Source organism: Providencia sp. PROV189 (assembly GCF_028480065.1).
In the GTDB taxonomy this organism is placed as follows: Bacteria; Pseudomonadota; Gammaproteobacteria; order Enterobacterales; family Enterobacteriaceae; genus Providencia; species Providencia stuartii.
In genome coordinates this window covers 36969-51941 of record NZ_JAMPOG010000016.1, presented here as the reverse complement: position 1 = coordinate 51941, position 14973 = coordinate 36969, and the positions used below count along the sequence as shown (strand labels likewise).

At 40.3% G+C, this 14973-nt stretch carries 17 protein-coding genes; 10 read left to right on the top strand and 7 right to left on the bottom strand.

Translation table 11 applies throughout. The features are described from left to right. The first annotated feature begins 9 nt into the window (after positions 1–9). A complete protein-coding gene (locus PR833_RS11590) occupies positions 10–1866 on the top strand; it encodes a hypothetical protein (protein WP_272526134.1) in 1857 nt (618 codons plus the stop codon). A gap of 88 nt (positions 1867–1954) precedes the next feature. On the opposite strand, the gene PR833_RS11585 is transcribed toward PR833_RS11590, so the two are convergent. Continuing rightward, entirely contained in the window at positions 1955–2749 is a 795-nt protein-coding gene (locus tag PR833_RS11585; protein ID WP_272526133.1) for a LexA family protein, read from the bottom strand. A 102-nt stretch (positions 2750–2851) separates the two neighbouring features. On the opposite strand from PR833_RS11585, the gene PR833_RS11580 reads away from it, so the two are divergent. From PR833_RS11580 to PR833_RS11560, 5 genes are all read left to right on the top strand, one after another. Next, positions 2852–3025 (top strand): hypothetical protein, encoded by a 174-nt coding sequence (locus PR833_RS11580; protein WP_272526132.1) that lies wholly within the window; start codon positions 2852–2854, stop codon positions 3023–3025. A 67-nt stretch (positions 3026–3092) separates the two neighbouring features. Beyond that, positions 3093–3662 carry a BRO-N domain-containing protein gene (locus tag PR833_RS11575; protein ID WP_272526131.1) on the top strand — a complete coding sequence of 190 codons (570 nt, stop codon included), beginning with the start codon at positions 3093–3095 and terminating at the stop codon, positions 3660–3662. A gap of 74 nt (positions 3663–3736) precedes the next feature. Next, a complete protein-coding gene (locus PR833_RS11570; protein ID WP_272526130.1) occupies positions 3737–4495 on the top strand; it encodes a BRO-N domain-containing protein in 759 nt (252 codons plus the stop codon). An 84-nt stretch (positions 4496–4579) separates the two neighbouring features. After that, on the top strand, positions 4580–4798 hold the full coding sequence (locus PR833_RS11565; RefSeq protein WP_272526129.1) for a hypothetical protein: 219 nt from the start codon (positions 4580–4582) through the stop codon (positions 4796–4798). 6 nt (positions 4799–4804) lie between these two features. Beyond that, positions 4805–5206, top strand: coding sequence for a type II toxin-antitoxin system death-on-curing family toxin (locus tag PR833_RS11560; protein WP_272526128.1), 402 nt, complete (start codon positions 4805–4807; stop codon positions 5204–5206). Positions 5207–5234: 28 nt separating this feature from the next. Here PR833_RS11560 and PR833_RS11555 read toward each other — a convergent pair whose 3' ends face one another. Both PR833_RS11555 and queF read right to left on the bottom strand, forming a co-directional pair. Continuing rightward, a complete protein-coding gene (locus PR833_RS11555) occupies positions 5235–5462 on the bottom strand; it encodes a DNA polymerase III subunit theta (RefSeq protein WP_442959664.1) in 228 nt (75 codons plus the stop codon). 452 nt (positions 5463–5914) lie between these two features. Continuing rightward, the gene (gene queF, locus PR833_RS11550) at positions 5915–6760 is read right to left on the bottom strand and encodes an NADPH-dependent 7-cyano-7-deazaguanine reductase QueF (RefSeq protein ID WP_040132405.1); all 846 of its coding nucleotides are present in this window, start codon (positions 6758–6760) and stop codon (positions 5915–5917) included. A gap of 155 nt (positions 6761–6915) precedes the next feature. Between queF and syd the strand changes: the two genes are divergently transcribed. Next, a complete protein-coding gene (gene syd / locus PR833_RS11545) occupies positions 6916–7476 on the top strand; it encodes a SecY-interacting protein (protein WP_004915359.1) in 561 nt (186 codons plus the stop codon). Positions 7477–7881: 405 nt separating this feature from the next. On the opposite strand, the gene PR833_RS11540 is transcribed toward syd, so the two are convergent. Further along, positions 7882–8796 (bottom strand): VirK/YbjX family protein, encoded by a 915-nt coding sequence (locus PR833_RS11540; protein ID WP_004916809.1) that lies wholly within the window; start codon positions 8794–8796, stop codon positions 7882–7884. A gap of 259 nt (positions 8797–9055) precedes the next feature. Between PR833_RS11540 and PR833_RS11535 the strand changes: the two genes are divergently transcribed. Genes PR833_RS11535 through PR833_RS11525 form a run of 3 tightly spaced genes read left to right on the top strand, consistent with a single transcriptional unit; the run spans position 9056 to position 10631 of the window. After that, a complete protein-coding gene (locus PR833_RS11535) occupies positions 9056–9391 on the top strand; it encodes a YqcC family protein (RefSeq protein ID WP_004916805.1) in 336 nt (111 codons plus the stop codon). A 7-nt stretch (positions 9392–9398) separates the two neighbouring features. Then, entirely contained in the window at positions 9399–10157 is a 759-nt protein-coding gene (gene truC, locus PR833_RS11530; protein WP_004916802.1) for a tRNA pseudouridine(65) synthase TruC, read from the top strand. 21 nt (positions 10158–10178) lie between these two features. Further along, the gene (locus tag PR833_RS11525) at positions 10179–10631 is read left to right on the top strand and encodes a flavodoxin (protein ID WP_036943415.1); all 453 of its coding nucleotides are present in this window, start codon (positions 10179–10181) and stop codon (positions 10629–10631) included. Between the two features lie 61 nt (positions 10632–10692). Here the strand turns inward: PR833_RS11525 and PR833_RS11520 are convergent, their stop codons facing one another. From PR833_RS11520 to glnD, 3 genes are all read right to left on the bottom strand, one after another. Beyond that, entirely contained in the window at positions 10693–11079 is a 387-nt protein-coding gene (locus PR833_RS11520) for a DUF3461 family protein (RefSeq protein ID WP_014657679.1), read from the bottom strand. A 331-nt stretch (positions 11080–11410) separates the two neighbouring features. Further along, positions 11411–12235: a 2,3,4,5-tetrahydropyridine-2,6-dicarboxylate N-succinyltransferase gene (gene dapD, locus PR833_RS11515; protein ID WP_004916799.1), complete on the bottom strand. Its 825-nt coding sequence runs from the start codon at positions 12233–12235 to the stop codon at positions 11411–11413. Positions 12236–12283: 48 nt separating this feature from the next. Then, positions 12284–14923: a bifunctional uridylyltransferase/uridylyl-removing protein GlnD gene (glnD, locus tag PR833_RS11510; RefSeq protein WP_036943418.1), complete on the bottom strand. Its 2640-nt coding sequence runs from the start codon at positions 14921–14923 to the stop codon at positions 12284–12286. Positions 14924–14973 lie beyond the last annotated feature (50 nt).

The window sequence follows — 14973 nt, the reverse complement described above, 5'->3', positions numbered from 1 at the left end:
GGACAACTTATGTCTACAGTACCAACAAACAAACCTGTACCAAGTAAAGAGATGCGTGATTTAGCTTATAACGCAGAAAGAATTGATGAGTTCGTAACATCATTACAGCACGAATATAAAGATAGATTCGGACAGTGCCACCGAACTATCGAGGGAATTAACTGGGTTGCGACTCAGCTCATTGAACGATTTAAAGTTGAAATGGAGCAGGCGATTTTAGCCGCTGGATATGCTCCAGTTGGCACATTCCAAGAGGGTGCAGAGTTAGCCAATAGAAATGAAACAGTGTTGTGGAAACTGCCAGATGGCGATGGAGACCACTACCGTTGGGATGGCGACTTACCTAAACCCGTTCCAGCAGGCTCAACGCCTCAATCAACAGGAGGCATCGGTAAAGGCGCTTGGGTTAGCGTTGGTGATGCTAGTTTGAGAGGTGAGTTATCTGACAATGATGGGGCTAAGCTAATTGGGGTAAACGATGGTGTTAACCTTGCTGATTATTTGGGTAATTTACCTTGTGATACGATTGTTTTTACTGAGCAGGATGCTATATCAGCATTTACAATTCACGACCACGTTTTATTAAGAGCGGAGCGTATTGATGGAACAATAGAAATACCAACTCATAAAACTCTGACTGTATTGCCTCCTGTCGGGCAAAAAAGAAATTTACTTGGCGGGACTGGTAAGAAATTTATTCTCAATAGAAGCTCTCAATTTTATGCGCCTAGCCTAGCATGTCTAGATTACGAAATGGATGTTGTGACAATTAAAGGCTCTACAAGACCCGCAATGATTCTGGGTGTAGGAAGACCGGTGATTGCTAACTTCACGATTGAAAGTGAATACCGAAAAGGTAGGGGGCTGGTGCTTGATGCTAGCACAGGATTTGACAATAAATCAGGTATCATTGCAGGAATTCAAGTTAATGCTTCAATTAAAGGAATGGATACTGCTTATGAAGAAATAGCGTCACGAAATGGTACAGAGTCAGATGCTACATACATAAACAACAATGATATTAATCTAACCATATGGCAATGTCGTAGAGGACTGATACAACAAGAATACACTCATGGGGCAATTAATAAGTTAGAGATAGCCGCGAATAACTATTTTATTAACTATCAGACTGATGCACAGTCAGAAGATGTTATTCATATTTATGGGGTAAGAAATACTGTTGATGGTCATGTATGGGATTATGAACACCCTAAATTACATTCAACTTCAATTTTAGTGAAAGGGGTAGCGAATATAGTTGGTAGCCGTAACTTCCCGTCAATAACAAATCAGTTTGTTACTGTTGATAACTTTGTAAATTCTAGAAATACGTACATTGGTAGCACATATGGAACCGATAGACAAGACATAGGGCAATTCACATTACTTCATAGACCTTACCATTTTTCAGACTTAACAACCCCAATAACAATGGCATCTTCTTTATTCTTCCTGAAAAGCGAGAGAGTAATTCCAAGTGGGAATGCTGTAAGCATTGCTAGTAGAAAGTTATTTTATCGCAGTAAAGATAAGCTTCCACTTAGCTTAACTGGTTTTGCTTTCGTTCGAAATACATCAGGAAGCGAAGCGAATGTTCGATTAGGTTTTGGGTTATCAAATATTCAGGGTGAAAACTCGTTAAGTCAAACATACACGATTGCTAATGGTGGGCTGGTAAAGATTCCAATTACTGTTTTATTAACATCAACAACCCTTTATATCGAGTCAGGTTCTACTGAATGGCTAGGAACTCCAGCATTATCTGATAATAACGGAGAAATTACTTTAGCTCTTAGTATGACTAACAATGTTCAGGTGACCCTATGTGGTTGTGTATTTAACTTTAATAAATACGATTATTGATAACCCCCAGCCCCAAGCTAACACTTGGGGTTTCTTATATGATAACAAGCCCATCGGGCTTTTTTATTGCCAGTCCTTGGCTGGGTGGTTATTTTTTACTAAGTAATTGCTTTAGCATGGATTCAATTTTATCTAGTTTTTCTGATAACGACTTTTCTTTATCGATATCATGCAATTGGTTATCTTCATTGCAATACTTACCAAATATTTTAAGTGCTTTTCTCCTGCCTGCAATCTGTAGGTCGATAATAGAATAGACTGCAACTCCAATAATAGTAGCATTGCTTCCAATTAATATATCTGGGTAGTTCTTATTTAATGGTTTCAAATACTTGTTTGATTGTTCTATAAAAAGCTCTTTAAATGTAACTTCATGTGTTTCATTTAGCCTACATAGGACAAAGTCACCATTTATCGGTTCTATGCTTGGGTTAAAAATGACAGTAGCCCCTTGAGGAAAGCTGATACCATCATTTGTGCACATAGACTCACCTTCAATTTTTAAAGCAAATAGTTTTTCAGATGCAGCTATATCTAGGTCAAGTGGGCTTGGGATATATTCAACGCCAACCATTGGCTCATCAAAAGAAAAATTAGCAGCCTGTACGCTCGTGACTACAGGTATTAGCGGTAATGTGACAGTTTGGCGGACACCTCTAAGTTCTGGAGGTGAACCTTCTCCTTGAGTTAACCACTCTGGTTGTGTTCCAAGTGCCATCGCTAAATTGTTTAGCGCATTTATCCTTGGCTTTGCTTCACCACCCTCATATGCAGCAATTTGCCGAGGGACTACTCCAACCTTTTTTGCTAGCTCAGATTGAGTTAACCCTATGGCGTTTCTAGCCATGGATACACGTCTTGGGAATGATTTATCAAAATTCATATTGGAACCTTTAAAAACACATTGACTCATAATGATTATTGAGTATGATAAAAACTCGTAGATGAGCGATATAAAATTCAAAAACACATAATGGAGTGAATAATGAAGCAAAATACAGTTAAGAGCAAGCAGATTAGTTATCGCCTGCGCCCTGAGGTGGCTGAATTTTTAGAAAATTACGCAGCGAGAACGCATCGTTCTATACAGGGAATGCTTGATACTATCATGGATAGTGTGATCGACAGGGAACAGAAAGGTGAAAGCATTATTCAGTAAAAGGCCTCATCCGCGCAAACAGTATGAGGCCAGTTGCCAAATAAACCCATCGAAAGGAATAAATGACATGAACATTGTAGCTAAAACAGACTTAACTTTCCAGAACTTCACATTCAATCCAATCGTTGAAGATGGTCAAGTGTGGTTAACATCAACTGAATTAGCTAAGGCTTTAGGTTATAGCAGAACCGACAACGTTAACCGTGTTTACGCTCGTAATTCAGATGAATTTACGGACTCAATGACAACCACCGTCAAAATGACGTTGGTTAGGAAAACTGGTGAAGTTGATGTAATGGTTAGAGTTTTTTCTTTACGTGGCGCTCACCTGATCGCAATGTTTGCATCGACTCCTGTGGCTAAAGAATTCCGTAAATGGGTGTTGGATATCTTGGATAAGGAGGTTGAGGAAAAGCAAAACTTGCCAACAACAAGGCAGAAATCAGTCAGCACTGATGGGTTACTAGCCAGATTAAACTTAATTTGTGATACATGGGATTTGGCTAAAGATGATATCGCAGTGTTTGATCCAAAGATGGCTAACCGACTTGGTGCGACTATGAATATGTTTTGGATGTATACGGCAAGTATGAAAAAGATAGCAAGTAAAAAGCAGGTAAGGAGATTAACACATTGATTAGTACTAAAAGCAGAAAAGCCGATAGTTACAGCTATCGGCTCATCTTAAACTAAAATATAGGACATATATTTATGAGTAATAGTATTCGAGTTTTTAACTATAAGTCAAGCAATGAGCAATTAGTGACCGTTTCAGGTTTGAAATACAAAGGTAAGCCTGTATTTCTAGCGGTTGAGTTAGCGGAGTCTCTTGGTTATTCAGATCCTCACGATGCGTTAAGAAAACATTGTAAGTCATTGATTAAGCTTGATTCCGGCGAATCGACGGAATTAGGATTTGGTTACAGGCCAAAAGGTGTAATCCTCGCAGGTCAAGCTGATATGTTCCGTTTGATTATGCGTAGTAAGCTGCCTTCAGCGGAAAATGTTCAAGATTGGGTGTGTGAGCAAGTTTTACCTGAAATTATGGAAACAGGTAGTTACTCAATCAAGAAAAGCCAATCTGGTCTACCTGAGTACCGCCAAGCCAGAACGCTGAAAATGTCGGTTGATGCTGTCACTAACTTATTCGAATTAATGCCGAACCTGAGCGATGAGGCAAAGCAGTGTGTAGCGGCTAATATTGTTAACCCGATTGTAGGCTTTGAAGCTGTTCCACTGCCAGTGCTTGAACAAAAGTACTATACCGCAGGCGAGGTGGGGGAAATGCTGGAAGTCTCAGCAAATAAAATTGGTCGTATTGCCAACAAGAATGGGCTGAAGACTGAGGAATTCGGGAAATTCTTCTTGGATAAGTCAGCTCATTCATCAAAGCAGGTTGAAGCATTCCGCTATAACGAAAATGGTATTAGTGCATTACGACATATCATTCATGGGAAAGAAGTAGCCTAACCCACACATAGCCCAAGGATGGGCTAGTAAAACCTGATGATTTACTGCTATTGTATACATATAGATAGTTGGGAGGTAATTATCATGACTACAAAGAAAACAAATAAAACTAGCTCATCACATACAGTAAGAAAAGGTGATGGAGTTCTTTTTAATTTCAATACCTCAAGCACAGTTGGGACATCTAGCAGCACTATAAAGCGTTGCATAGGTTCAATTACTACGACCTCTGACTTTGAGCAGGCACTTAAAGATACACAAGTAGAGTATGCTCAGATAATTAAAGATTTAGAAGATAAGTGATAAGTCATGAGGCTATTAACTGTAGATGAAGTGATAAGAATACAGAAATCAACGCTACCTAAAAGCGGAGAGCCAAATATAGATAAACTATCAGGCGCCCTTGGTCGCGTTCAATCACTTATTGATTATGAAAATTGTGATGACTTATTTGATTTAGCGGGAATGTACCTTGTTGCCATAGCTAAGGCGCACGCCTTCAATGATGCAAATAAGCGGACGGCATTCCAGGCTGCAACAATATTTCTGAAGTTAAACAATATTAAATTATTCCCTTCTGTTTACTTAGTAAAGTTAACAATCTTATCAGCTATGGGTGAGTTTGATTATAAGCAAGCATCAGCTACATTGCGTATTCTATCTGATTATCGAGATGATTTAGTTGAAGAAACAAGTAGCGGATATATTTAGACAAGAGGCTGTGGCCTCTTTTTTGTTTCTAACTTTCCTTACTGTACTCATACCCCTGCGGCAATCTCTTGCTCAATTCTCTGTAATAAACTAAACGTTCTCTGAAATACTCGCGCAAGTACTCGGGTTGTTGTTGCTCGACTTCAATGTCGATGACTTCTTTCCCGAGTCTTTCGCGATATGCGACTCCGGAGGCGGCTAAATCGACATTCACTTTGTCTTTTTCTTCTTTCGATAGTTCTGCGAGATTGTGCATGATGGTTTTCTATGTGGGAATGAATAATCTAAGTATAGCACGGAGGGGAAATCACTGTGACGAACTGTGCCGCAAAAATGAGAGGGGAGGGGGTAATTACCCCTCTTTTTCGTTCGAAATGAAGGGGTAACTTATTGATTCATTTAGAATGAAATGTAGTGTTTTGTAGCATGAAAAATAAACTGATAATAAATTAAGTTATTGATATTTAATGCTTTTTGTTGTTTTGGCAACCTAATGGACTGATATGAGTAATCAAGTAACTCTCCTTTATCCCAAAGGGATCTTGATATACTCGCCATACTTCAAGTTACGGCGTCATTGACTCAGTTTACTTTCGCACCATTGGCATCGTTATTTCTGCCTTGCTACGACTGGTCTACCGGTCGCCTTGCTGTACCTCGAACTATTTAGAGTATATAAAATTATATCAATTAACTTAATTAAGGTGCTTATTGCCGTGCTAAACGTCCTATTTCAGGCGTAAATTGGGTATTACTACGCCATGGATTGATATCAAGACCACCACGGCGCGTATAGCGTGCGTAAACACTGAGTTGTTCAGGCTTACACAGTTGTGTTATATCATTAAAAATACGTTCGACGCATTGTTCATGGAATTCGTTATGATGACGGAAAGAGACCAAATAGCGCAGCAGTGCTTCACGGTTGATCTTCGGGCCACGATAACGAATTTGTACTGACCCCCAATCGGGTTGGTTAGTAATCAAACAATTCGACTTTAATAAATGGCTAACTAGTGTTTCTTCTACGTTTTCATTTTCCGTGCTATTTGCGAGATAATCACGACTAAATTCATATTGATTGATCTCGATATCCTGTTCATCAATACAAATCCCTTCAAATTGGCAAATCGCTTGCTGTGAAAACTCATCAAGTTTATGGAGTGTAACGCTAACTTTTCCATTAGCACAATTGCTTAAGTCGTTTTGCAAAACACTTCGCACATTTTCCCATGAATCATAGCGAGTTTGGTTAAAACTATTTAAGTAGAGTTTAAAACTTTTTGATTCGATCAAGTTTTCACTTTGTGCATCGACATGGACTGAACCAATAGCGACTTGCGGAACACCTTTCTTGTTGAGCCAAGATAGCTCGTATAAGGTCCAAATATCAGCCCCATGAAACGGTAGGCTATCAGCGTGAATATCTAACGGATCTCTATTTAAGCTGCGCGGAACGGCTTGGAGTAGGCTTGGGTCATATTGATCATAATATGCCGTTTTTTTTCCTAGTGTGAGATTATCCAAAGCAGGGTTATTTTGATAGTGTGACATAGTGATCCTTAAACTTCATGTACTAAAAGCACGCGATACCATAAAACGGCTGAAAATGAGAGCAATTCATTCATCGGTTAACTTCTGTCATAATATCATTTATTAATGATATTGCCGCCATTTCAGTTCACTCAATCTAAAGTTATTAAATCATTATGAATACAACCGTTTCTGAAGCGCTTACTCAATTTACTCAACAATATGTGACCAAATGGAAGGAGCAAACAGGTCTATCGCCTGCTTCCTGTGACCTATATGGCATTCCGTCTCCTTGTGTCATTCGGACGGGGGAAAATTGGGTTTATTGGGAGCCACAAGCCTTCCCAATAGCAGATAAAAACTTAAATAAAGTAGCGACAGCATTGGATATTGAATTACAACCGATGATCCATCCTTTTTATACCACTCAGCTTGCGGGGGATATGAAGGCTCAATTTGAAGGTCATCTATTGAATTTGGTTCAAGTGTGGAGCGAAGAGGATTTTATCCGTTTGCAAGAAAATTTAATTGGTCATCTAGTTACCCAAAAGCGTTTAAAACTATCACCAACATTATTTATAGCAACATTAGAATCTGATTTAGAAATGATTTCGTTATGTAATTTAACGGGAGAAATTATTTTAGAAAAATTTGGTAGTAAGGAAAAACGCGTGTTAGCGCCTAATCTTATCCATTTTATTCAAGAGTTAACCCCAGTAGTAGAACCGCTTGAGTAAGATATTGCTGATAGAAGCTGTAGGAAATAGCTTACAAATCAATTAAGAAATAAACCTTAATTTTCTTAATTTATCTAAGTGAGCATTATTTAACATTTAATTTCATGTAGTTACTATCAATCTCTTAAATTGAAGGTCTAAGGCTGTTTTTAAGTTTATTGCACTAGGTTGTTTCATTAGTGTTTTTAATACATTCTTAAACGACTGAATGAGGGAGCAGTGAGTTTGCTGCTTTATCAGTAAACAGAGGTCATGGATGGCAAAGTGGCGCATGTCGCTGACTTTAATCTGTTTATTAGCGACAGGATGTCGAACGGCAGGAGGTCGTTTTTGCAGGATGCTTTAACACCCTTTAAAACATGAGATAAGCCAGTCAACCCTCTTGTTGGCTGGCTTCTTTTTCACTTAGTGTTGCGTTCGTGTCTTTTGATGTGGGTCGGTAGAATATTGCGTTAATGCGTTTAACACACTTTGATACATGGCTTCTCTTAAGGCCTCACGCTTACGGAACGCAGAGCGGTGTTGGCTTTTGACCGATTCGATATCACGAACAGGCTCTGTTAAAGGCAAGTGATACCAGCCATCCGCGGAAACCGTACCATTACACTCTTGCCAAAAATTATCGTAGCTTGATTTCAAATGTTGGCGTTTAATATGGCAATGGTTTGAAATACCCATAATAGATGTACAGTGGAAAAAAGCGGCAACCGCATAAATAGACGACATCAATAAATTTTTAGGTCGCATCCCATGCATTTGCTTCGTAATGGACTTCACTTGTTCGGTACTTTGTTCAGTAGCAGGCCCCTGTAAAGAACAGATATAAAGTTGGCCCTCAGTACCAAACGAAAAGCTCATTAAATAGATATCATCCCCTGTTTCGTTTAGCAGGTGTAAGGTGAGGTCACCTTCGCGTGGATATTGGGAGTAAACAAGCCTTAATTGCGCATAATCTCCCGATTTTAATTCGATATCTGCAACTTTTAACCCTTGGCGGTCAATAGAAAACATTGCTTTGATAGCATCCGTCGAAAATGTTTTTTCGATGAGTTCTAGGGTGTGACTCGCGGTGAGTAATTTTTGTTTTCCGTTCCACTCGCGATGCAAATACTTATTTAAGGGGCGTTCAGCAAAATCAGGAATATTATTTAATTCCTTAGACATGCGGGCACTGGTGTAGCTTTCACACATGGATTGAAATTGCTGATAAGGTTTAGACGGGAGTTTGGCAATACGGACTTGTCGTTTTAAATGGTCATAGCTGTTGTTAATAGACTGCCAAAATTTATTTTGTTTACGCCACTGCTTTAATAATCCCATATATAAACCATACTTGATTGTTGAGTGTTTTTTATTCAGTAAAGTGAAAAGCGTCTGATATTACTCTTATTAACTACAACAAAAGGTAAATAAACTTTAAATAAACTTATAAAAGTGCTTGCGGCAAGATGGATTACGTGAAAGTAACTAGAATTTTGTGTGGGAAATTATTTTGGTTGTTCTACACCCCATATTTACGACAGAATTAATGAAGGATATGCCGTATATTTCGAATTAAGTTTATTAAGTAGGTTTTTATATGAATATTGAACAGCGCATCATGGAAAAGCTTCGTCATATTGAAGAGGAAATGAGAGCGAAGGCACTTTGGCGTGAATTACCACCTAGCCCTGAAGCTTTTGAAAGTACAGAGCCTTTTTCAATTGATACGATGGAAGCAACAGAGTGGTTACAATGGGTACTTATCCCTCGTTTACAAGCACTCATTGAGCAAGGCGCTGTTTTACCCGGAGCTTTTGCTATAGCCCCTTATTTTGAAGAAGTTTATAAGAATGATGAGGAAGGGCAATATCATTTATTGTTGATTCACCTTCGTGAATTAGATGATTTTTTCAGTACTCAGTTGGGTAGGTAGCTCATTGATGTTAGAGATTATTTATCAAGATGAGTATATGGTTGCTGTTAATAAGCCTGCCGGTATGTTGGTGCATCGCAGCTGGTTAGACAGCAAGGAAACTGTGTTTGTTATGCAAACATTACGAGACCAAATTGGTCAATTTGTTTATCCAATCCATCGTCTTGATAGGCCAACATCGGGTGTGTTGTTGTTTGCACTATCCAGTGATGTGGCGAGGCAATTAGCGGCGCAGTTTGAATCTCATCAAATAGAAAAAATCTACCATGCGGTGGTTCGTGGCTATGTTGAAGCGCCTCAAACCATTGATTATCCATTACTTGAGCAGTTGGACAAAATTGCGGATAAACATGCGACCAGAGAGCCAGCATTGCAAGAGTGTGTTACACATTGCCAGCCAATCGCTCAAGTTGAGTGCTCAGTCGCAATTGGGCGTTATCCAACATCTCGGTTTAGTTTACTAGAATTGAAACCAGAAACAGGGCGCAAACATCAGTTACGACGTCATATGTCGCACATTCGTCACCCCATTATTGGCGATAGTAAACACGGTGATTTACGTCAAAACCGCGGTGTAAGCCAACATTTTGCCGTTTCACGGCTAATGTTGCATGCCAGCCAGCTAGTATTAGATCATCCCATTTCAGGGGAGCGTATCTCTCTGATTGCACAATGGGATGAGTCATGGTTGTCATTGGTAAATCAGTTTGGGTGGCAGCATATCGCCAGCAAATTGGGGATGGGAGAATTCAATTCATCACTGTAGTTGGGTCAATAGGAGGTGTTCGTGTCAAAAATTGGTATTTTTGTGGGAACAGTTTATGGTAATTCCTTAGCGGTGGCTGAATCTGCTCAGGAAATATTGGAGCAACTCGGCCATGAGGTCACGATTTTTGATGAGCCAATGCTCAGTGACTGGCAGCAATATAATGCGGGTGAAGGGGTCGCCTTAGTCATCACTTCCTCCACAGGGCAAGGGGATTTACCCGATACGATTGCTCCACTATTTTATGAAATTCAAGATGTTGTTGGTTATCAACCTGAATTACGTTACGGGTTAATCGCTTTAGGTGATAGCAGCTACGAAAATTTTTGTGGGGCAGGAAAGCGTTTTGATGAGTTATTAACTGAACAATCGGGAACACGGATTGGTGAGGTTTTGTTCATTGACGCGATAGAAGAAGATGTACCCGAAGAATATGCGAAGCCTTGGATACAATCTTGGGGTGAGCAACTGTAAATTACTGCACCGTGAATAGGATTCTCGGTGCAGTAAAGAAAATAAGAGCGGTATTTTAAAACTATTTACGGGTTAATTTTTCAAGGTCAGCTTCAATTTCAGCGATTTTGTTTGAGACCACATGCTCAAGATGACGTAGGTCATCCAAAATTTTGTGTTTCAAATCAATATCACTTGTATCGTTTTGGCAAATTTGGTCTAGTTCTTCAATAGCGTAACGTAGGTTGGAGTTGATCTCATTAATTTCTTTGAAATTATTGCTACCATCTGCCGCGGCTACAGTTTTGCGTTGGCGTGGATATTTAAATTTTACACTTTTCGCAAAGAATTCCCCTTTATCTTTGCGAAAATAGATTTTTAAAATATCGTTATTTGCTTCTTGGCGTAGCGTATAACGGTCAATATCTTGAGGGTTGCTAATACCTAAACTTTTTAGATTATCGTACATGTTGTTCACCGAGTTATAGGAAACCGAAATTTGTAGAGGCACAGAGCCGTTAGCATATGCCAGCAGAAACAGTATTATTCTATTTTTGGCAGGAATTAAAAACACGCGCATTAAAGCGAATAACACTTAGCGATGCTATTAATCTGTGTTTTAAAAAGGCAAAAAATAAAATCATACAGTTTATATTCTCGAAAGCCCGACAATAGCTAAACTTATATATTATGCGCGAAATGAGGAAATTGACAAACCCCTCATCATAAGAAAAAGAGGTCTATCATTTTTAGATTGGGTAGAGAACGTGTTTTATCTCTAGCCGAGCGAGGATGTGGGATTAGTCAATGCTTCTTAATAGCTCATTAATACCGACTTTTCCACGGGTTTTGTCATCGACCTTTTTAACAATCACGGCACAATAAAGGCTGTAGCTACCGTCTTTCGATGGCAGATTACCCGATACAACCACAGAGCCCGCTGGCACACGTCCATAGTGGATCTCACCAGTTTCGCGGTCATAAATTTTTGTGCTTTGACCAATATAAACCCCCATTGAAATGACAGACCCTTCTTCAATAATAACGCCTTCAACAATTTCTGAACGGGCGCCAATAAAGCAGTTGTCTTCAATGATGGTTGGGTTAGCTTGTAGTGGTTCAAGTACGCCACCAATACCAACTCCGCCGGATAAATGCACATTTTTACCGATTTGGGCACAAGAGCCTACCGTCGCCCATGTGTCTACCATGGTGCCTTCATCAATATAAGCACCAATGTTGACATAAGAAGGCATCAAAACACTGTTTTTAGCGATATATGCCCCTTGGCGAACAGCCGCGGGTGGAACAACACGGAAGCCTTCGCGTTCAAAGCGAGCCTGATCGTAATCCGCAAATTTCATGGGAACTTTATCAAAATAACGGCTTTCAGCCCCTTCGATTAACTGATTATCGTGAATGCGGAAGGAGAGTAATACTGCTTTTTTCAACCATTGATGTGTTACCCAAACCCCTGAAATTTTTTCAGCAACACGCAGTTTACCACTATCAAGTAGGGCAATGGTTTCTGTCACCGCTTGGCGAACGGCGGGGGTCACTGTGGATGGTGTGATAGCCGCTCTATCTTCAAATGCTTGTTCAATGATGGCTTGTAATTGCTGCATTGATTAATTTTCCCCTTTAAGGACCAGTAATAATATTGCTTATAAAACCTAACATTTATCCTTCGAGTTGAGGGTTTCTGTCAACCTTTCTGATAACTCTTGTTGCATTTTTTTATCGAGCGCTTTGTGATTTTTATCTGCAAGGACGAAAAAATCTTCCACTTTCTCGCCAATTGTGGTGATCCGTGCACCATGTAACGAGATTTCCATCTGAGCGAGCACATGCCCAACCCGTGCTAATAACCCCGGTTGATCGAGAGCAAAGAGCTCCATATAGCTACGGCGCTCATTGGTTGAGCGTAAAAAATTCACTTTGGTAGGAACGGTAAAATGGCGTAGTTTTGACGGTAGGGTGCGAGCCTGAGGAAGTGAGATCGCAGGTTGTTGTACCGCGTGTAGCAGGCTATGGCGGATCTGCTCATATCTATCTTTTGATAATGGCGTGCCATTCGGTTCTAACACCACAAAGGTATCCATTGCCATGTTGTCTTTGTTGGTGAAAATCTGTGCACTGTGGATACTCAGGTTGCGCCTATCAAGCTCCCCAGCCACGGCCGCAAATAAGTGTGGCTTATCGGGGCACCAAATAAAAATTTCGGTTCCACCGTGTTTTGGCTGTGTGCTGATCAACACGAGAGGCTGCTCAAGATCATGTTTTAATAGGTTACAGGCATGCCAAGCTAATTGAGAAGGCGTGTGACGCAAAAAATAGTCTGCATGACAGCGAGACCATAATTGGTTTAATTTTTCTTCATTGATTGAAGATTGGCGTAATAACGCTAACGCTTGGTGGCGATGATGGCGGATACGTTCTCGTAAATCAGGAGTACTTTGCATTCCTTGGTTGAGTTGATGTTCAGTAGATAAAAACAGTTCTCGAATTAGGCTCTGCTTCCAACTATTCCAAAGCGTACTGTTAGTTGCACAAATATCGGCAACAGTTAAACACATCAAATAGTTTAGCCGCGTCACTGTTTTGACCTCAAGGGCAAATTGTTTGATGACATCGGGGTCTTGAATGTCGCGACGTTGTGCCGTAACTGACATTAATAAATGGCTTTTTACTAACCAAGAGGCTAACTCAGCTTCCTTGAGCGGCAAATCATGTTGCAGAGCAAACTCATACACAAATTCAGCCCCTAAATCAGAATGATCTCCCGAACGCCCTTTCGCAATATCGTGGAATAATGCGGCAAGCCTTAATGTTTCTGGATGCAACAGCTTAGGGTAAACGCTAACACAGAGTGGATGGTCGCGGCGATTTTCTTCATGAGTAAAGCTATCTATTTTTTGTAGCACTCGGATGGTGTGCTCATCGACCGTATACGCATGAAAAAGGTCAAACTGCATTTGACCAACGATATTGCTCCAATAAGGGGTATAAGCACTTAATACACTGTGCAGATGCATGGGAACGAAAGCCCCTTTAATGGCTCTAGGGTGACGTAATATTTTGATAAAAAGCCGCCTAGCTTCAGGGAGTTCGCATAAAGGAGTAGTTAAATTACGTCGCGCAAAGCGCAGTTGGCGCAAGGTCGTTGAGTAGATCCCCGTGATATTGGGGTATCGAGCCATTAAATAGAACATTTTTAAAATGGCGGCGGGTTGCTTAACGAACAGCATATCATCAATAACATCGATTAATGGCCCCCGCAACTGAAATTGTTCATCTAGTGGACGAGGTTTTTCATCAGGATTGAGAGTAAGAATAGCGTCATCAAACAGTTGTAATAACATCTGATTGAGTTCACGAACGCGACGTGTCACACGATAAAAATCCTTCATCATCAGTTCAACGGGCTGGTTTTTTTCCCCTTGGTAGCCGAGTAAGCGAGCGACACTAAATTGGCGATCAAATAAAAGGCGATTGTCATAGCGTTTGACGACTAAGTGCAAAGCGAAGCGGATTTTCCATAAAAAAGTGAGACACTCTTTTAGCTCTTGGCGCTCTTCTTCAGTAAGAAAACCAAACCCGACCATTTCATCGACGGTGGTGGCTCCAAAGTGCCGCCGAACGACCCAAAGTAGCGTATGGATATCGCGTAACCCTCCAGGGCTACTTTTTATATCTGGCTCTAAGTTATAGCTAGTACTGTGATAGCGATGATGGCGATCTTGCTGCTCTTCGAGTTTTGCGGCAAAAAAGGTTGCTGAAGGCCAAAAACTATCACTAAAAATGGTTTTTTGTAAGCGTAAGAATAGGGCGATATCACCACAAATTAGGCGCGATTCAATAAGGTTTGTCGCAACGGTTAAATCGGCGATACCCGCATCAATACACTCTTGCAATGAGCGAACACTATGGCCGATATCAAATTTAAGATCCCACAATAGAGTAATAAACTGGCCTATTTTTGAGGCTATCTGTTCAGAAAGAGGCTCTGCACTTAACACTAAAATATCAATGTCTGATAAGGGATGCAGCTCATGTCGCCCGTATCCACCTACAGCAATTAAAGACATATTGGGTTGTCGGTCAAATTGATACTCTTTCCATAAACGCGTGAGTAGGGCATCTAAGTAATCACTGCGCACATGGACTAAATCAATCACGGACTCGTTTTGCTTGAATGCGGCTTCTAAGTGGTTATGGAAAGATTCGACATGCTGCTTGAGGCGAAGCAGTTCGAGGTCAGAAGATTGAAATAAAGTGGGTGATAAAAACGCTACAGAGGATGGTGTCATCATTATCTTTCCGCATCGATAGGCTGAACACAATAGTGAACAGCTTACTGGGG